We start from the raw sequence: 17,580 nt of genomic DNA, 5'->3' as shown, positions 1-17,580 counted from the left end.
AATATGTGCTACATCTTTTTGATGTGGCACATATCATTGGTAATATTTTGTTATTTTTGTAAAAATATACAGAAATATGAGTGCAATTATTTTAGAAAGCCAATCGGTAGAAGATTTAAAACTGCTTGTTACACTGGCAAATAAGTTGGGCATAAAAAGTCAAAAAATATCTACTCAGCAATGGGAAGACCATCTTTTGGCATCGAAAATTGATGTTGGAATGAAAACTGAGACAGTAAATAGAGAAGATATTTTGAAAGCTTTGGGTAAAATATGAAAGTTGGATTTAAGAACTCTTTCTTGAAAGCTTTGCAGAAACTCAAAGATGAAGATGTAAAAAATGCCATTTATGAAGCCATTTTAGATGTAGAAAAGTCTGATAGTTTAACTGAAATTCGTAACATAAAGAAACTGAAAGGATATACTTCCTATTTTCGTATTCGAGTAGGAAATCACAGAATTGGTATCAAATGGGAAGAAGATGAAAAAATGCTTTATTTTGTAACATTTGACCATCGAAAAGATATTTACAAAAAGTTTCCGTAAAGAAAACGCTCCAAATAACAGTTTAATTTGGAGCGTTTTTCCATTTAAAATTCCTATTCAACCGCACCTTTATAAAGCAATTTTTTATTGGCATCTTCGATGCTGTAAATTTCTTTGGCTTTAGTCAGCACATATTTATCATTTTTCCATTTATTCGTAGCTTCTTTTTTTACGATAATCGTTTGTTCGTCATAAGGCACAAAAAGTTCTATTTCTTGGTCGCTGCTGTCAGTTTTAATGACCACAAAAGCCGATAATGATTGTTCGAGGTCTTTCGCTACGGGGTCTAATCGTACGCCCGTTTCAAATATTCTGATACACTCATTTCGTAAAACCGACCACTGATACCCAGCCGATGCCTTGCAGCCGTGTTCGTCGGCATCATTACCTACCATTGGTGGTAGGTTGACTTTTTCAACGGTTAATGTGTCTTGTTTTTGCTTGTTTGAAGGTGCACAGGCCATTAATAAATAGGTTAGAGTTAAAATCGAAAAGTGTTTTTTCATGTTTTAGTTTTTTAGTGTTTAAGATTTACTCAGGAACGTCCAATTTGGACATCCCTACGCATAAATTCTACAAAATTTATTTAATTTTCTCAAAATACTCCATCACTTTCATTTCGGTTGATAGTTGTAATTTAATAGAATCAGCGTAAAGTTCGGCTCGCAAATTCCGATAAAGTTCAACAGCATTTTCTAAACTTTCTAAAAGTGATTCACGGTTATAGATAGGAATTGTATCTCGGAGTGCTGCAAAATCTTCGGCCAATAATTGTGTTTCTACTTTTCGTACACCTCTCGGCAGATTTCCATTTTTGATGTGTAATAATGGCCCCAAAACAACCATTCGTACAAAACCCATAAAATCAAGGGCTTCGGTGTATTCTCCTCGCCCGATTTTCAGCAGTGCATAATGCACCCAAATCCAAAAGCGGTCTTCAAGCCATTGATAGTCGGGATAAGGAAACTGATAAGTTGTTTGTTCGATTACTTGCTGTAATTGCCCGTCAGTATCGAGTAAAATAACAGGATTTTCGATGCGATAGCTAAACTCTTCGATAGTTAGAAACTTAATATCGACATGTAGCAGTGGATTATCATACAGGCAAATCAATACTCGTGGTTCGCCTACATGCTCACCTGTGAAGCCCGACAAAAAATTACCCAATTTTTGAGCATAATCAATCATCAACGATTTATCGCATGAGACTTTTTGTCTTGTTACCAAAACCAAATCAAGGTCTGAAAACTCATCAATTTCATTTGTGAGCCACGAACCCGCCACCGCCAGCCCAATCACTGATTCGTCTTTTCGGAGAGTTCTCACGCAGTTTTTGGCAAATTCCTGTTGTATGGTCATATCATTAGAGAGGTTTACTTTCAAAGTTACAGAAAATATACACTCCAAATCAATATTTAAGCTCAATTAATCGCTTTATCGACCGCATTAATCTCAAAATTTTGTCCACCCCAATTATTACGTATATCTTTAGCCTTCAACAAACTAAACACATCTATATTGTATGAAAAAACTCCTACCTATTGTAGCACTCAGTATGTTTTCTTTGGGTGTAGCCAATGCCCAAGAAGAGAAAATTGATTTAGAGACAACCAAGAAAATTCGTCAAGAAGGGCTTCAAAACTCAAAAGTAATGGATATTGCTTTTCATCTGACCGATGTAAACGGTCCTCGTTTGCAAGGCTCGCCAGGGTATATGAAAGCAGCTAATTATGCTAAAGGAAAACTATCAGAATGGGGCTTAGAAGATGCCAAGCTCGAAGCATGGGGCGATTTTGGTAAAGGCTGGGAACTCAACAAAAGCTACGTGGCCATGACCGCTCCGTATTACCGACCTTTGATTGCATACCCAAAAACTTGGACGGCTGGTACAAAAGGAAAACTAAAATCGGCTGAGATTTTGTTGATTGATGAAACCGATACTCTCGGCCTTGAAAATTATCGTGGAAAACTAAAGGATAAAGTGATTTTGCTTTATAAAAACGATAAAATTCAACCATCTTTCAAGCCAGATGCGAGCCGTTATACCGACGAAGAATTGGAGAAAATGGCTGCTGCAACACCGACTACTACTACTGCACCCGATACTGCTTTCCGCTCAATGATGCAGGCCATGCGTAGAACCAATATGCTTTCTACAAAAACCAAAGATATGGCCAAAAAAGAAGGTGCTTTGGCTCTTTTGAGCATGAGTGCCAGAGGAAAAGACGGTACGTTATTTGTATCGGGTGGAGGTTCATACAAAGCCACTGACCCTGAAGGTTTACTTGATATTATGCTTGCTGCCGAAGATTATTTATCGCTTTGCCGATTGACAAAAGCGGGGATTCCAGTAAAATTAGAGTTAGATGTAAAAACAAAATTCTATACCGAAGATTTGAAAGGTTATAATGTTTTGGCAGAGATCAAAGGTACTGACCCAAAACTGAAAGAAGAAGTGGTAATGTTGGGTGCTCACCTCGATTCGTGGCAGAGTTCGACTGGAGCAACTGATAATGCTGCGGGTTCTGCGGTGATGTTGGAGGCCGTTAGAATCTTGAAAACATTGGGAGTTCAGCCACGTCGCACTATCAGAATTGCTCTTTGGAGTGGTGAAGAACAAGGACTTTTTGGTTCGAGAAATTACGTAAAAAATCATTTAGCCGACCCGAAAGATGCTAAAAAAAGCAATGCAGAAGGCGAGAAAGTAGCGGCTTATTTTAATGTTGATAACGGAACAGGTAAAATCAGAGGTATTTATTTGCAAGGAAACGAAGCTTGTCGCCCGATTTTTACGAAATGGTTTGAGCCTTTCAATGATTTAGGAGCAAAGACCGTTACGATTAGAAACACTGGCGGCACCGACCACCTTTCGTTTGTGGGTGTTGGTATCCCAGGTTTTCAATTTATTCAAGATGAAATCGAGTATAACACTCGTACCCACCACACAAACATGGACTCGTATGACCATCTTCAACCAGAAGATTTAAAACAAGCAGCAACTATCGTGGCTTCGTTTGTCTATAACGCCGCCATGCGTGACGAAAAATTACCGAGAAAGAAATAGAGCTTTACTTCTCTACAAACAAACTGCGAGAAGTTGTTGAATACGAAAGCAGCCTTATATTTGAAGATAAGGCTGCTTTTTTTAATATAGACTACATAAATAATTAATGCCATAAAGTTCGTTTTATCCTAACGTTAAGTAGATTTTCAAGACTGAATTTATAATCATCTAAAGAAAAATGTTGTAATATATAATTTTTTCAACCTTAATTATACGTTATATTAAAGGCATTTATTCACCTCGAAAGCTATATTATAGGTTTGTAGATGGGTCATGAAAACATTGTATTTTTACTTTTACAAGCTCCAGAAGCAATTTTGGGCTTGTTTGTTTAATCTTTTTTAATTTTAGATTATATTGCAATTCTTCACAAAACGCTCAGTATCACAAAACAAAGCTTACTGGCCCTAATATTGTTATAAATAAAGACTCAAAATCGCCTTAGTTATGTTAAAAAAAACGCTTACATTATTATTGGTATTAAGCTTTACATTGGGAAATGCTCAGAATAAAGCATCTTGTATTTCAGAAATAAACACCATTATTCAGACTTATATTGAGCAATCAAAAATTCCTGGGGCAGTCATTCAAATCAAGAAAGGGAATGAAGTTATTCTCAAAAAAGCATACGGTTATGCCCAAATCAAAGGTTTTGATGGTAATCAATTGGCGTTTCCCGAAAAAACTTCAATCAATCATTTATACGACATCGCATCTTTAACAAAGGTTGTTGGCACAACTACGTCAATAATGCTTTTGGTTGATGCTGGCAAAATCAATGTTGAGGATAAAGTAGGAAAATATATTCACGGCTTCAATCAGTCCGATAAAAAAGACATTACAATTAGGCATTTATTGACCCATACGTCGGGGCTCTACGACTGGTATCCATTGTATTATCGCTGTAAAACCAAACAAGAAACTTTTAAATTTATCGAAGAATTACCACTTAAATTTCCGATTGGAGAAGGCCGCCATTATAGTGATTTAGGATTTACTATTTTAGGTGAAATCATCGAAAAAATTTCAGGCAAACCATTGAATGTTTTTATGGAAGAAAATATTTTTCGACCATTATCAATGAAAAATACTACTTATAAACCCAATGAAACTGCTAAAAAACTGAAAATTGCGGCTACATCACACGGTAATCCTTATGAAAAAAGAATGGTTGAAGATGCAAGTTTAGGTTTCAAAATAAAAGAAATTGACCCAAATTCATGGAATGGATGGCGTCAATATACACTAAAGGGCGAAGTGAATGATGGAAACACATGGTATGCGAATGAAGGTGTTTCGGGAGCTGCGGGTATTTTTTCGACGATTGATGATATTCAGAAGTTAGTAGATGTATTAAGAAATAAGGGTAAAATTGGTTCAAAACAGTTTATTTCAGAGAAAACACTTGGGCTTTTTCTGACAAAAGATGACTTTAAAAATGGACTTGGTTGGATGATGGATAATCAAAATGCTTTTATGAAAAATGCCAGCGAAGGTTCTTTTGGTCATACAGGTTTTACGGGTACAAGCATTTGTGTTGTACCTGACGACAATATTTCAATAGTTTTGCTCATTAATCGCCAAAATATTGGATTATCTCCAACAAAAGATTATTTCAATGTAAATCCTATCAGAGAGCAAGTTTTTAAGACTGTGATGAAGTATTATTCAACAACCAAATAAGGATCGAAATGCATTTAGAAAAGCTATCTAAGCTTTAACTCTCTTTTTACCTCTTTTTTTATTTTTTTGCCTTTTCGTTTGGCGGGAAGCCATTTTGGCCCTTTTTTTATGGCTTCAACCACTTTTTGAGTATTTTCTTTGTCGAGTTCGTTGTCAATTTGCACGTTTGATGGCGTACCATCTGGCTCGACAGTGAGACGTAGGCGGAGGGGTTCTTCAAAATGTAGAGTCGATACCGAACCTGTACTTTTGAGTGAGTTTCGCAGATAAGTATCGTAGTTACTCCAACCACCTATTGGAATAGGGTCTTGCGTTGGCGGTTCGTTGATTAGAATGGTTTTTTGTTCAGCTTTTTTTGCCTTTGATTGATTATCCGCTACAATCACTTCGGCCAATGCACTGCTATTTTCTGAAAGATTAATTTTTCCTAAATCTTGATTTTTTACCACAACTTCTTGCGAATGATAACCAATGGCATTGATTTCTAAAGTTTCACCAATATTTACATCATTGATTCTGAAAACTCCATTTATATCAGCTTGTACACCTTTATTGCTATTTTTGAGGCTAACGATTGCCCCAGCAATCGGCTGATTTTCTGTGTCGAGAATCTTTCCTGAAAAAGTCGGAGTTCTTTCTCTACTTGCCAAAACTACTGGTGTTTTTGCAGCTTTTGGTTCGGCAATTTCTTTTTCAGAGCTTATTGGTGCCGCAGGTTTCAACACCTCATCGGCTTTACTTTCTTCATTGTTTTGTAGTGCTAAATCTTGTGATTCTTGAGTTGGAATTTGATTACTATTTTCTTGCTGATTACTATTTTGTGGGCTTGGCGAAATTGTTTCTTTTGCTTTGGTAGCCTTTGGCTGATTGATAGCAACTACTTCTTTTATCGTTTCTTTCTGCGGAGTTTCGGCTGTTGTTTTTGGAAGCGTTTCTTGTGGTTTGTTTACAGCAAGTGTTTGATTATCAGTTTTGTAGAAAATCAAATACAATCCAACACCAAAGACTAAGGCAATTGAAGCTGCCACCGAGACACGCTGCCAAAGTGGAATAATGTTGGTCTGCTTTTGCTTCGTTTTTACTCTTAAATCAAGGCGTCTTTTCAAGTCGTTCATCGCAGCCGAAGTATCAATTTTTTCAGCCGATAATTTTTCTAAACCTTCGGAAGCATCAGCCGCAAATGCATCGTTGAGTAGTTGTTTTTCTACTTCTTGCATTTGTTTGGCCGAAGCTTCGCCCGAGAGATATTTTTTTATCTCTTCGGCTGTCAGTTTAGTATTTTTTTTGCCTTTATTCATGCTTTTTTTCAATACAAATTTTCAGATTCCGCTTGCCATTTTGTATGTAACTTTTCACTTTATTCAAATCATAACCTGTAAGGTCGGTAATTTCTTTGTAACATTTCTCCTCTAAATAAAATAATCGGATACTCGTTTTTTGTTCGTCCGAGAGCGTTTCGATGCAATCGGTCATTTTCGATAAATTTTGTTCCAGTTCAAAAGGTTCATCTGATTGATGCTCAAACGGCTCATTTTCCACAGAACGATCTTCAAAAAAATCGATACCCTCGGTTTGCAGGCGATTACTGCGGAGGTGCATCAGACAATGATTCCGTGCCACACTGTGCAGCCAACTTCTAAAATTCTCGACCGAATGGTTGCGTAGTTTTATGACCAACTCCTCAAAAATCTGCATTACTGCATCTTTGCTTTCGTCTTCATCTTGCAAATATTTAAAGCAAACTGCAAACACCATTTCCATATAACGTTCATACAATTCTCCCAACAATTCAAGGTTTCCCGTAGCCTGATACGCTGCCAAATATTCGGCATCGGTGGTGGGCTTTGGTTTGCTGAATCGCTTGAAAAACATTATTCTTAGGGTATGAGCGTTTTATGGAATATGAGTTAAGTGTTTGCTTATCAGTATTTTATACTTGTTGATTTTAAAATGCCTTCCCTAAAATTAGTCTTTAATCGACACTCTGCAATTTTTTGCTAAAAAAACTCAAAAATATTTATGGAAAAAATTGGAGTCGTGCATCAATGGTATAAAATCAAAACTTATACAATTATGAAAACGAAAATTTGGGTACTTATTGCGTTGGTGTTTGGCATTTTTGCATTTACCACTCAGCGAACAATCAAAGGTAAAGTACTTTCCGCCAGCGATGGCTCCGCCTTATCAGGTGTGATGGTGGCCGTAAAAGGCACGAGTATCGGTACACAAACCGATGTAAATGGCGATTTTCAGCTAACGATGCCAGCAGGTAGTGAAAAACTGATTTTTAGTTATATCGGGTACAAATCTCAAGAAATTAAAGTCGGACAAGATAGTATAATTACGGTGAAACTTGAAGACGATACACAGGCTTTACAAGAAGTTGTGGTGGTGGGATATTCAACCCAACAACGCCGAGAAGTTACTGGTGCAGTTTCTGTGTTGTCAAAAAATAAAATTATACCCTCAGCAATGCTACAAGGGCGAGTTGCAGGTGTGCAAGTCCAACAAAGTGGCACGTACCGTGAGCGAAAAAAGCGTTATTCGGCTGATAAACCCAAAGAAGATTTTAATACCGAAGAGTATAACTCGTTGGTCGAAAATATTTTTCAAGAAACGAAAAGCAATCCACTCACCACTTTTTCGATTGATGTCGATAGGGCAGGGTATAGCAATGTGCGTCGGATGTTGAATGCTGGTATGATGCCAGCAAAAGATGCTATTCGTATCGAAGAAATGGTTAATTATTTTGATTATGATTATCCGCAACCAACTACTAATGAGCCTGTTACAATAAATTCAGAATTATCTGATTCGCCGTGGAATAAAGGTTTAAAATTATTAAAAATTGGTATTCAAGCCCAAAAGATTTCGACTGAAAATCTTCCTGCATCAAATCTCGTTTTCTTGATTGATGTATCTGGTTCGATGGCTACGCCTGAAAGACTCCCCTTAGTCAAGCAAGCACTTTATTTATTGACCGACCAATTACGTTTGCAAGATAAAGTTTCAATCGTGGTCTATGCGGGTGCGGCGGGTTTGGTGCTTTCGCCGACTTCTGATAAAAACAAAATCAAAAATGCTCTCGAAAACTTGCAAGCGGGAGGCTCGACCGCAGGTGGTGAAGGTATAAAATTGGCTTATAAAATTGCCGCTGAAAATTTGATAAAAGGCGGAAATAACCGAGTGATTTTAGCAAGTGATGGTGATTTTAATGTAGGAGTTTCGAGTGAGGCAGAATTGAAAGCTCTGATTGAAGAAAAACGCAATAGTGGTGTGTTTTTGAGTATTTTAGGATTCGGAATGGGCAATTATAAGGATAATAAAATGGAAACTTTGGCCGATAAAGGCAACGGAAACTATGCCTATATTGATAATCTGCAAGAAGCTCAAAAGGTTTTTGTACACGAATTTGGCGGAACGATGTTTACGGTGGCCAAAGATGTGAAACTGCAATTGGAGTTTAATCCAGCATTCGTAAAAGCATATCGCTTAATAGGTTACGAAAACCGAATGTTGCATAATGAAGACTTCAATGATGATAAAAAAGATGCAGGCGAAATGGGTTCGGGGCATACGGTTACCGCTTTATACGAAATCGTGCCTGTGGGCATAGAAAGTGCGTACTTGAAAAATATCGACCAACTAAAATACCAAACCGAAAACGGCCTTTCTGTCGCTGCTAAATCCAATGAAGTGCTTACGGTAAAATTACGTTATAAATCGCCCGATGAAAACAAAAGTAGATTGATGGAAAAAGTAATAACTGACCAGCAAAAATCATTCGATAAGACCTCTGAAAACTTTAGATTTGCCGTTGCTGTGGCCGAGTTTGGATTGATTTTACGCCAATCAGAGTTTAAAGGAATGGCCAATTATGAGCAAGTAATTGATTTAGCCAAAAACGCCAAAGGCTCAGACGACGAAGGCTACCGTGCCGAATTTATCAAGTTAGTAAAAACCGCCAAAATGCTTGATAAAACAGTGGTGGCAAGTAATAAGGATTAAAGAAAATCTAACAGAAAGAGAAGAGAGTTGTGTAAGAACTTTGATATTTGTCATTAGTGGTCAGATAAACAAACTTACATAACTCCTTTTTAGTTTGAAAGAGGTATAAAATGTTGCTTAAAAGTTTTATTTACCCCCTTAATTAGCTAAATTTAGCTTTTCTTAACTCTATACAATTTTATCAAGACCGTGAATTTCTCTCGCATCACAACTATCCTTCTTTTGTTTTTCTGTTTCGGAAAAATATACACAGCAAATTCACAATCAGTGCAAAGGCCAAGTCAGTTATACAGTACTTATTATAATTTTCTGACACAGAGTTCTAATGTAGATTCGGTAGTGTTTTACCACAAGAAATTATTAGCCAACTCTGAATTGGCTCAAAATGGGTTATTGGACTGTTTGGTAAAAAATGCGATGATAAATCAATTCCTTTCTGTTCGGAAGAATGAAACAAGCGAAGAGAGTAAGAAGAAGATATTTCTCAAAGAAGTCTTAAATAGGTTGGAAAAAGAGCAAATTGCCGAGTCAATGCCCTTGATTTTATGGGCGAAAGTAGCCGAGAGCAATAGTGTAGATACTTTGAAAAGTGTTGCTTCGACTTTTATAGAATTAGCCACCAAAACTACGGATTATTACGCAAACTTTATTGGGCGTTACGGTATAGGAACTTATCAAATTATAAAGAAATATCCCGAATTGAATGACTTATCTGCAAGGTTATTTCTAATTCTTGAAACGCACTTACGAGAAAATCAGATTCCGCAGGAAAGTGCTAATACGAGAAGTATTGAATTCAAAAGAGCCAATTTAAGGTATTTATATGCTTATCTGAATTATGACAAAGCCAGTGAGATAAAAGACATCAATGAAAAGAAACTATTACTAAGAAATGCTTCAGAGTTTAGTCCTGATGTGTTAGATATTGGTAATAAAATGGCGTATATGACTGATGCACAACTATTAAATAGTAAAAAAACATTTGAGGAAGATTATTTAAATTTTTTGGTGAATGAGTTACCAAATCAGTCAGAGGCTTTGAGTAGTTTAACTGCCATTGCACTCAAAGAGCCAATTAATAAAGAAAGACTGAAACAGTTTTATCTCAAAACCAATACTTCTAATGAGACGTTTGAAGGTTTTTGGTTAGAACAGATAGAAAACTCTGGCAAAGCTATACCAAAAGTATCGCTATCGAAGTTTTTAAATACTCAGCTTTCATTGAAAAAAGAAATGAGTAAAAAGTGGATACTTCTCGATTTTTGGGGAACTTGGTGCGGGCCATGTATTGCCGAACACCCCGAAATACAAAAGTTTTATGATTCAACAGTCGTTAAGAATGCCGATAAACTTTCGTTAATTACTATTGCTTGCGGCGATACAGAAGCTAAGGTTTTGAAGTACATGAATGAAAAAAAATATACATTCCCAGTGCTTTTATCAGATGATAAGATTGAGAAGGACTTTCAAGTCAGTGGCTATCCGAGCAAAATGCTAATTACTCCAAATAAGAAATTCATTGTTATTCCGTTAGGAGTAGATTGGCAAAAATATATTGAGAAATACATGGAATTGTGATAAGATGTAAGTATACAGAATATTAAAAATCACTCCGAAAACTTACAATTTTCGGAGTGATTTTCTAAATTTCCCCCAAAGCCTCTGATTCCTCTTCACTGAAAAGCCTTGATTTTATCACAAATCGTACGCCCAACGGTATTTCGAGCGAAAAACTTGCACCTCGCCCTTTCACTACATCGAGCGTTAGGTGCGTGTGTTTCCAATACTCAAATTGGTCTCTCGACATATAAAAATCACAGCCGTGAATTGTGCCGAGTTTTACATCGTTTTCGTTGAGCATCAATTCTCCAACCTGAAAACACATCGGCGATGAACCATCACAACATCCACCACTTTGGTGAAAGAACAATGGGCCGTTTCTGTCTCTCAATTTATCAATAATTTCGGCCGCTTCTGGCGTTACAGCCACTCGTTCGATAGTCATATTTTTCCTAAATTTAGATTTGAATATAAAAAGTATGAGAGAGCCAAATCTGACTCTCTCTACTATTATTTTAGCCTTAGACCTATGTATTAAGTAAGTACTTAGACAAAAGACACGAGACAAAAGATTCGAGATAAATGCCTTATTATCAAATACTTACATCTTATTAACTTGTTGGGTTGTTTTGTCCCAGTACTTAATTAACTTGAAATAATCGACAATTTTACTCAATATAAATTATTGATTATCAATAATTTATCGCAACGGCGAACCGTTCTCATATCTTTTGTCTAATATCTCGTGTCTATTACTTATCAGAAAAATCCGAGTTTGTTTTTGTCGTACGAAATCAACATATTTTTCGTCTGACGGTAGTGACCCAACATCATTTTGTGGTTTTCACGACCAATACCCGATTTTTTGTAGCCACCAAACGGAGCGTGTGCTGGGTAATCGTGGTAGCAATTTACCCAAACTCTACCCGCTTGTACGGCTCTTGCTACTGTATATGCTTGGTGCATATCACGTGTCCAAACTCCCGCACCCAAGCCATAAAGTGTATCGTTGGCAATCGCAATGGCTTCTGCTTCATCTTTGAAAGTGGTCACACAAACCACTGGCCCGAAGATTTCTTCTTGGAAAATTCTCATTTTATTATTTCCCTTGAAAATCGTTGGTTTGATGTAATAGCCACCTTCTAAACCTTCGTTGTAAGCGGCTGCCCCACCTGTTAAAACCTCAGCACCTTCTTCTTTTCCGATTTCGATGTAGTTCAAGATTTTCTCGTATTGGTCGTTTGATGCTTGAGCCCCCATCATTGTTTCTGGGTCGAGCGGGTGGCCGAGTTTGATGGCATTTACACGCTCAACTACACGCTCAATAAAGGCATCATAGATCGATTCTTCCACCAAAATTCTTGATGGACAAGTACAAACTTCTCCTTGATTAAGGGCAAACATTGTAGCACCCTCAAGTGCTTTATCGAAAAATTCATCATCAGCTTCCATGATGCTTTTGAAGAAAATATTTGGTGATTTTCCACCTAATTCCAACGTTACAGGAATAATATTTTTAGAAGCATATTGCATAATTAGTTGACCAGTAGTGGTTTCGCCAGTAAATGCAATTTTATTGATACGAGGACTCGATGCCAATGGCTTACCAGCTTCAATACCAAAACCATTGACAATATTTAGCACGCCATTTGGTAATAAATCTTGAATCAATTCGGCCAAAACCAAAATTCCAACTGGTGTTTGTTCGGCTGGTTTCAAGACTATACAGTTACCTGCCGCCAAAGCTGGTGCAATTTTCCAAGCAGCCATCAAAATCGGAAAATTCCACGGAATAATTTGTCCAACTACGCCCAGTGGTTCGTGAATAATCAAAGAAAGTGTATTGGCGTTTAGCTCAGAGGCAGAACCTTCTTCGGCACGAATCACACCCGCAAAATAACGGAAGTGGTCGATTGCCAAAGGTAAATCGGCCGCCATTGTTTCACGAATTGCCTTGCCGTTATCCCAAGTTTCAACACGAGCCAAAAGGCTAAGGTTTTGCTCAAGGCGATCAGCAACTTTCAATAAAACATTGCTACGAGTAGTAGCCGATGATGAACCCCAACTTGGAGCAGCCGCCCAAGCGGCATCTAATGCCAAATTTATATCTTCTTCGGTCGAGCGAGCTACTTGCGTAAACACTTTGCCATCAACGGGCGATGTTACCTCAAAGTATTCGCTTTTCACGGGAGCAACCCATTTACCACCGATAAAATTATCATAATGAGTCTTAAAGCTTGGTTTTTCTACCAAATTACTTTTTTGTGTTGTTACTGCTGACATTGTTTATAGTATTAAAGGTGAAAATTATAGTGCAAATAAATCTTACAATAATGATATTTAATGTCATTTTTCTGCCGTCATGTACCACTTTTCAGTCAACTGATAGCACTATTCTGTATTCAGTTGTACAATCCTATCATTTTATGGTCGATTAGTTAATTTATATAGTTATATTTTTTGTGGAAATAATAATATTGGTTAGGTTTGTTTAGCGTAAATAATACCAGAGAAAATGCATCCCGTAAGGATTTAATATTGGTAGAAAGTAAAACACCACAATTAATATGATGCCGTTAGGTATCAGACTTTTTGAATACATGTATCATCAGTAAAAAACGGATAACATGATTAATCTAAATACATCTCATTACGAAAGCCGTAAGCTGGTAAGTTTGGTCGAAAACCGAACCATTCATACGCTAAATAATGCCGAATTGAATATTTTCGAGACACACCAACAGGCATCGCAGGTTTTACTTCGATTCAGTGAACCTGTTTTGGCAAGTATGATAAAAGGTAAGAAAGTGATGCACTTAGAAAACACGCATTCGTTTGGGTTTTTGCCAGGCGAATCAGTAATTTTACCTTCAAATGAGCTGATGTGTATTGATTTTCCCGAAGCTACCGAACACAATCCAACGCAATGTTTGGCTTTGGCTTTTTCGGAAGGGAAATTGCGTGAAACAGTAGAATTATTGAATAATCGAGGTACTAAACAAAACGGCAAAGAATGGAGCATGACCGACTACAACTATCATTTCACGAATGAGGTAGCCATTAATCAGATTCTCCAACGCCTTATCTTTATTTTTACCGAAAAACACCCTTCAAAAGATATTTTTGCCGATTTACTGATTCAAGAATTGATTATCAGAATATTACAAACCGAGTCGAAAAGTATTTATCTGAAAAAAGCCCAACACGACTCAAATAATGATCGTATTTCGTTCATTATCAAGTATATACAAGATAATATCACGGAAGACTTATCAGTAGAATTGTTGAGCGAAAAGGCTTACATGAGCGAGTCCAATTTTTATAGAACTTTCAAGCACGAACTTGGTTCATCGCCCAATGATTTTATCATTGAAGAACGCCTAAAAGTAGCCGAAAGTATGCTCAGAAACCCTAAAGTGAGCGTAAAAGAAGCCTATATGGCAAGTGGTTTCAATAGTTTTTCGTATTTCTGCCGAATCTTCAAGAAAAAGAAAAACCTTTCACCGACTGAGTTTAAGGAAAAAGCGAGCGTGATAAAAGTTAAATAAAAAAGGGGAGATGTCTCTCCCCAGGCATTTAGTCGTGGATGTGTAGTGATAATATTTTTAGAGATGCTTATCAGCAAACTCAAGCATGATATCAAGCGTTTCGGGAAGTTTGCCCCATTCGTGATACAATTCTGGATAAAAATAATATTTGTGTTTATCGCCTAATTCTTCTAATTTTTTCTGCATTTTTTCGCCTTGCTCAGGTGGCACAATCGTATCACTTCCACCATAAAATAAAATTGTAGCTGGTGAGGTCTTTTTTATCTGAAATAATGGACTTGCCGAGCGATATTCACCAATTGTTTCATTGCTGAATGGTTTTCCGACGAGCTTTATAATATCACTATTCATTCTTCCTTGTCTGATTTGTTCAGAAGTCAAGTCAGCAGGGCTGGCTATTCCACCTACTACTTCTACCAGATTCTTATCATCAGAAGTATAAGAATATAGCATCGCCAAATGCCCGCCTGCACTAATGCCTAAAAGGAAAAATTTAGGTGCAATATTCAGTGATTTAGCGTCTTTTTGTAACTTTTTGAGCAAGGAATCAATATCGGCCAATTGTTCACGGTAGGTAATTCCTTGTTGAAATGTAAGCCTATAATTGGTATTAACAATGGCACATTTAGTGCGTTTTTGGCGGAGTGTTTCTACAATTGGATTGATAAATCCTTTGTCACCCTCGCTCCAGCCACCGCCGTGGAGCAATACAACTACTGGTACTTTATCGGGCTGATTTTTTGGTAAATAAATATCGTAATTTTGGAGTTCGTTATCACCGTATTTTTCATTTTTTCTGACCTCATACTCAATATCAATTTCTTCTTCACCTTGAATTGAATAGTTTTTATTGAAAAGTGGTACAACATCAACCCTATCGCAAGAACTGAGCAAGAGTATTAAACCGATTATAAAATAGTTTTTCATGGTTAATAAAATTTAAGAATCATTTAATAAATATAAATTTATGGATGATCAACGGTTGAAAACGTGGAGGCTTACTTAATGGCGATACGAGCCGTTACGGCTACGTCATCGAGCCAAACTCCTTGATAGCCAATAAGATTAATGGCAGGTTTCCAGTCCAGACTTAAATTGAGCGGAATTTCTCGGAAAGTATATTCAAGTCCTAAAATTCCATCTGCACCAATAACCGTGTGATTATCGTTATTATCAAACCACGGATTGCCGTATCGACCACCATCTCGCCAGAACCCTACGTGTCCACCAACGCCATAGTACCAACGCCAGTTCGGTGTTTGAAACGCCGCTTTGTGGATTTCATAAAGCCCTGTTAGATTTACGCCCTGCCATCTTGAATACAAAATACCTTCAACGGCTTCCTTGTTATTCATTTTATACTTTACACTAAGGCCGTAACCATAGTTAAGTCTTGCTCCGATCCCCAATTTATATTGAGCTTGGGCAGTTGTTAGCGAAATAATAATTAGAAAAGTACTTACTATTATCTTATTCATTTGAAAGTTGGTTTAAGTGTATAGATCTAATTTAAAACACTGTACCAAATCGTAAAAACTGATAATTGGGGTTTGTAGTGATGAATTTTGTGGATTTTTTTCTACGATTTGTAGAGGATTTGGCTAAAAAAAATGTGGAATGAAATTTTTGTCATTAAAGATGATTAGAGAAAAAAAGGCATTGCTTCTTTTGTAGGACAAGAAGCCAATAGGTTTATAAATAGTGTTTAGGTTAGTAAATGGTAAATAGCTGCAACATTTGAGTGCAGCTTTTTCTTTTTTTAGAGGTTTGAATGTATAATCAATGAAAAAACGCAGAAAATGCTTATATTTTCGACGTTTTCTGATTGAACACTTTTACACTAAACCTTATAATTCTATGGCAAATACGGCTAAATGGTCAGTTGTTCACAAACTGATTTTTTATTTTTGCTTTTTATACTTTGGTCTAAATATCTTCCCATTTCCCTTAGATTTCATCGGAGACTTAATTTATAATCTAATTGAAAAATTGTGGACTCCAATCATCAATCTATTAGGAAATATTTTTTTAGGGGTAAACGAAATAACTGTTCGCCCAAATGGTAGCGGCGATACTACTTTTAATTGGCTCCAACAACTTGCTATTCTCATCATTGCATCGCTCGGAAGCATGGTTTGGCTGATAGCTGCCCGCAACCGAGCAAATCACGAAAAATTGGCTTATTGGCTCAGAATCTATCTACGTTATTATCTGGCTGCAACCATGCTTTCGTATGGTTTGGTAAAAGTTTTTCCATTACAATTTGGCACAATTACCACTTATCGCCTCTATGAACGCCTCGGCGAAATGAGTCCGATGGGGCTTTTATGGACATTCATGGCTTACTCAAAGGGGTATCAGCTTTTTGGTGGACTGATGGAAGTTGTAGCGGGTTTATTACTAATTTTTCGTCGAACCACTACACTCGGTGCATTGCTGAGTGCGGGTGTGATGCTCAATGTATTCATGATGAATTTATTTTTTGATGTACCCGTCAAGATTTTTTCGTTTTGGTTGATGCTCATAGGTATCTATTTGCTTTCGGCTGATGCCAGACGGCTTTGGCAATTTTTTGTATTGAATGAGCCAACACAAGCTGCTCAAGAAATAAAAGTTTTTGCAGATAAAAAATGGTTTAATATTGGTAGAGTCGTGCTAAAACTACTTTTTATAGGCACTACTTTTATTGCTCAATTTTACAGTAATTGGCAAGCTGCTGCACCTATTTCTGCACCAAAATCGGCTATTTATGGGCCTTATAAAGTAGAAAAGTTTGAACGCAATAATGTTGTTTCAGAAACTGATACTTTACGTTTACAAGAGGTATTTATCGACCGTCGAGGGGCATATGATATGATTTATGTAACCAATGAAGATGGTCTGCGTAAACGAGTCAATTTTACACTTGATTCTACGAAGCATATTATCCGAATGAACGACTACGCTGCTTCCATAACCGACACGACTCAGTATGCTTTTACCTATACACAGCCAGATTCAGAAACTTTATTTTTGAAAGGAAAAATTAAAAACGATTCTATACGAGTAGCAATGAAGAAAATGAATCCCAGACACTTTTTGCTTACCACACGAGGTTTTCATTGGGTAAATGAAGTGCCATTTAATAAATAGACAAAACGCCTACCAAATTTGTTTTTGGTAGGCGTTTTG

At 37.0% G+C, this 17,580-nt stretch carries 16 protein-coding genes; 8 read left to right on the top strand and 8 right to left on the bottom strand.

The annotated features are described in order from the left end of the window. Nucleotides 1-76 precede the first annotated feature (76 nt). Nucleotides 77-277, top strand: coding sequence for a hypothetical protein (locus tag A6M55_RS10750; RefSeq protein WP_064197587.1), 201 nt, complete (start codon nt 77-79; stop codon nt 275-277). Then, nucleotides 274-546 (top strand): type II toxin-antitoxin system RelE/ParE family toxin, encoded by a 273-nt coding sequence (locus A6M55_RS10745; RefSeq protein WP_064197586.1) that lies wholly within the window; start codon nt 274-276, stop codon nt 544-546. Before A6M55_RS10750 ends, A6M55_RS10745 begins: the two co-directional genes overlap by 4 nt. Nucleotides 547-599: 53 nt before the next feature. On the opposite strand, the gene A6M55_RS10740 is transcribed toward A6M55_RS10745, so the two are convergent. Next, nucleotides 600-1,052 carry a hypothetical protein gene (locus tag A6M55_RS10740; protein WP_064197585.1) on the bottom strand — a complete coding sequence of 151 codons (453 nt, stop codon included), beginning with the start codon at nt 1,050-1,052 and terminating at the stop codon, nt 600-602. Between the two features lie 76 nt (nt 1,053-1,128). Then, nucleotides 1,129-1,905, bottom strand: coding sequence for an aminoglycoside 6-adenylyltransferase (locus A6M55_RS10735; RefSeq protein ID WP_064197584.1), 777 nt, complete (start codon nt 1,903-1,905; stop codon nt 1,129-1,131). Nucleotides 1,906-2,068: 163 nt separating this feature from the next. Between A6M55_RS10735 and A6M55_RS10730 the strand changes: the two genes are divergently transcribed. Both A6M55_RS10730 and A6M55_RS10725 read left to right on the top strand, forming a co-directional pair. Continuing rightward, nucleotides 2,069-3,610 (top strand): M20/M25/M40 family metallo-hydrolase, encoded by a 1,542-nt coding sequence (locus tag A6M55_RS10730; protein WP_064197583.1) that lies wholly within the window; start codon nt 2,069-2,071, stop codon nt 3,608-3,610. Between the two features lie 447 nt (nt 3,611-4,057). Then, a complete protein-coding gene (locus tag A6M55_RS10725) occupies nt 4,058-5,293 on the top strand; it encodes a serine hydrolase (RefSeq protein WP_064197582.1) in 1,236 nt (411 codons plus the stop codon). A gap of 23 nt (nt 5,294-5,316) precedes the next feature. Here the strand turns inward: A6M55_RS10725 and A6M55_RS10720 are convergent, their stop codons facing one another. Together A6M55_RS10720 and A6M55_RS10715 are read right to left on the bottom strand one after the other, a co-directional pair. Beyond that, a complete protein-coding gene (locus A6M55_RS10720; RefSeq protein ID WP_064197581.1) occupies nt 5,317-6,591 on the bottom strand; it encodes a carboxypeptidase-like regulatory domain-containing protein in 1,275 nt (424 codons plus the stop codon). After that, nucleotides 6,584-7,165 (bottom strand): RNA polymerase sigma factor, encoded by a 582-nt coding sequence (locus A6M55_RS10715; RefSeq protein ID WP_064197580.1) that lies wholly within the window; start codon nt 7,163-7,165, stop codon nt 6,584-6,586. The genes A6M55_RS10720 and A6M55_RS10715 overlap by 8 nt, the downstream gene beginning before the upstream one ends. Before the next feature lie 201 nt (nt 7,166-7,366). Here A6M55_RS10715 and A6M55_RS10710 point away from each other — a divergent pair, with 201 nt between their 5' ends. Beyond that, entirely contained in the window at nt 7,367-9,301 is a 1,935-nt protein-coding gene (locus A6M55_RS10710) for a VWA domain-containing protein (RefSeq protein ID WP_064197649.1), read from the top strand. Nucleotides 9,302-9,490: 189 nt separating this feature from the next. Next, the gene (locus tag A6M55_RS10705) at nt 9,491-10,879 is read left to right on the top strand and encodes a thioredoxin family protein (RefSeq protein ID WP_156511029.1); all 1,389 of its coding nucleotides are present in this window, start codon (nt 9,491-9,493) and stop codon (nt 10,877-10,879) included. A 64-nt stretch (nt 10,880-10,943) separates the two neighbouring features. Here the strand turns inward: A6M55_RS10705 and A6M55_RS10700 are convergent, their stop codons facing one another. Then, nucleotides 10,944-11,306 (bottom strand): DUF779 domain-containing protein, encoded by a 363-nt coding sequence (locus A6M55_RS10700; protein WP_064197578.1) that lies wholly within the window; start codon nt 11,304-11,306, stop codon nt 10,944-10,946. Between the two features lie 314 nt (nt 11,307-11,620). Then, the gene (locus A6M55_RS10695) at nt 11,621-13,144 is read right to left on the bottom strand and encodes an aldehyde dehydrogenase family protein (RefSeq protein WP_064197577.1); all 1,524 of its coding nucleotides are present in this window, start codon (nt 13,142-13,144) and stop codon (nt 11,621-11,623) included. A gap of 344 nt (nt 13,145-13,488) precedes the next feature. Here A6M55_RS10695 and A6M55_RS10690 point away from each other — a divergent pair, with 344 nt between their 5' ends. After that, nucleotides 13,489-14,409 (top strand): AraC family transcriptional regulator, encoded by a 921-nt coding sequence (locus A6M55_RS10690; protein WP_064197576.1) that lies wholly within the window; start codon nt 13,489-13,491, stop codon nt 14,407-14,409. 57 nt (nt 14,410-14,466) lie between these two features. Here the strand turns inward: A6M55_RS10690 and A6M55_RS10685 are convergent, their stop codons facing one another. Both A6M55_RS10685 and A6M55_RS10680 read right to left on the bottom strand, forming a co-directional pair. Next, the gene (locus tag A6M55_RS10685; RefSeq protein ID WP_064197575.1) at nt 14,467-15,336 is read right to left on the bottom strand and encodes an alpha/beta hydrolase; all 870 of its coding nucleotides are present in this window, start codon (nt 15,334-15,336) and stop codon (nt 14,467-14,469) included. A 71-nt stretch (nt 15,337-15,407) separates the two neighbouring features. Next, nucleotides 15,408-15,887, bottom strand: a complete 480-nt coding sequence (locus tag A6M55_RS10680) for a hypothetical protein (RefSeq protein ID WP_064197574.1) — start codon at nt 15,885-15,887, stop codon at nt 15,408-15,410. Between the two features lie 379 nt (nt 15,888-16,266). Between A6M55_RS10680 and A6M55_RS10675 the strand changes: the two genes are divergently transcribed. Further along, nucleotides 16,267-17,541 (top strand): DoxX family protein, encoded by a 1,275-nt coding sequence (locus A6M55_RS10675; protein WP_064197573.1) that lies wholly within the window; start codon nt 16,267-16,269, stop codon nt 17,539-17,541. Nucleotides 17,542-17,580: the final 39 nt, after the last annotated feature.

The sequence above is a fragment of the Emticicia sp. MM genome (genome assembly GCF_001649495.1).
The sequence above is the reverse complement of the archived record's forward strand: the minus strand, read 5'-3'. Positions and strand labels throughout refer to the sequence as shown.

Bases quoted from the DNA above. Each gene is read 5' to 3' on its own strand.
- A6M55_RS10685 (WP_064197575.1), bottom strand. From the start codon at position 15,336: ATGAAAAACTATTTTATAATCGGTTTAATACTCTTGCTCAGTTCTTGC.
- A6M55_RS10680 (WP_064197574.1), bottom strand. From the start codon at position 15,887: ATGAATAAGATAATAGTAAGTACTTTTCTAATTATTATTTCGCTAACA.
- A6M55_RS10720 (WP_064197581.1), bottom strand. From the start codon at position 6,591: ATGAATAAAGGCAAAAAAAATACTAAACTGACAGCCGAAGAGATAAAA.
- A6M55_RS10750 (WP_064197587.1), top strand. From the start codon at position 77: ATGAGTGCAATTATTTTAGAAAGCCAATCGGTAGAAGATTTAAAACTG.
- A6M55_RS10725 (WP_064197582.1), top strand. From the start codon at position 4,058: ATGTTAAAAAAAACGCTTACATTATTATTGGTATTAAGCTTTACATTG.
- A6M55_RS10715 (WP_064197580.1), bottom strand. From the start codon at position 7,165: ATGTTTTTCAAGCGATTCAGCAAACCAAAGCCCACCACCGATGCCGAA.
- A6M55_RS10700 (WP_064197578.1), bottom strand. From the start codon at position 11,306: ATGACTATCGAACGAGTGGCTGTAACGCCAGAAGCGGCCGAAATTATT.
- A6M55_RS10735 (WP_064197584.1), bottom strand. From the start codon at position 1,905: ATGACCATACAACAGGAATTTGCCAAAAACTGCGTGAGAACTCTCCGA.
- A6M55_RS10745 (WP_064197586.1), top strand. From the start codon at position 274: ATGAAAGTTGGATTTAAGAACTCTTTCTTGAAAGCTTTGCAGAAACTC.
- A6M55_RS10740 (WP_064197585.1), bottom strand. From the start codon at position 1,052: ATGAAAAAACACTTTTCGATTTTAACTCTAACCTATTTATTAATGGCC.
- A6M55_RS10675 (WP_064197573.1), top strand. From the start codon at position 16,267: ATGGCAAATACGGCTAAATGGTCAGTTGTTCACAAACTGATTTTTTAT.
- A6M55_RS10710 (WP_064197649.1), top strand. From the start codon at position 7,367: ATGAAAACGAAAATTTGGGTACTTATTGCGTTGGTGTTTGGCATTTTT.
- A6M55_RS10690 (WP_064197576.1), top strand. From the start codon at position 13,489: ATGATTAATCTAAATACATCTCATTACGAAAGCCGTAAGCTGGTAAGT.
- A6M55_RS10695 (WP_064197577.1), bottom strand. From the start codon at position 13,144: ATGTCAGCAGTAACAACACAAAAAAGTAATTTGGTAGAAAAACCAAGC.
- A6M55_RS10730 (WP_064197583.1), top strand. From the start codon at position 2,069: ATGAAAAAACTCCTACCTATTGTAGCACTCAGTATGTTTTCTTTGGGT.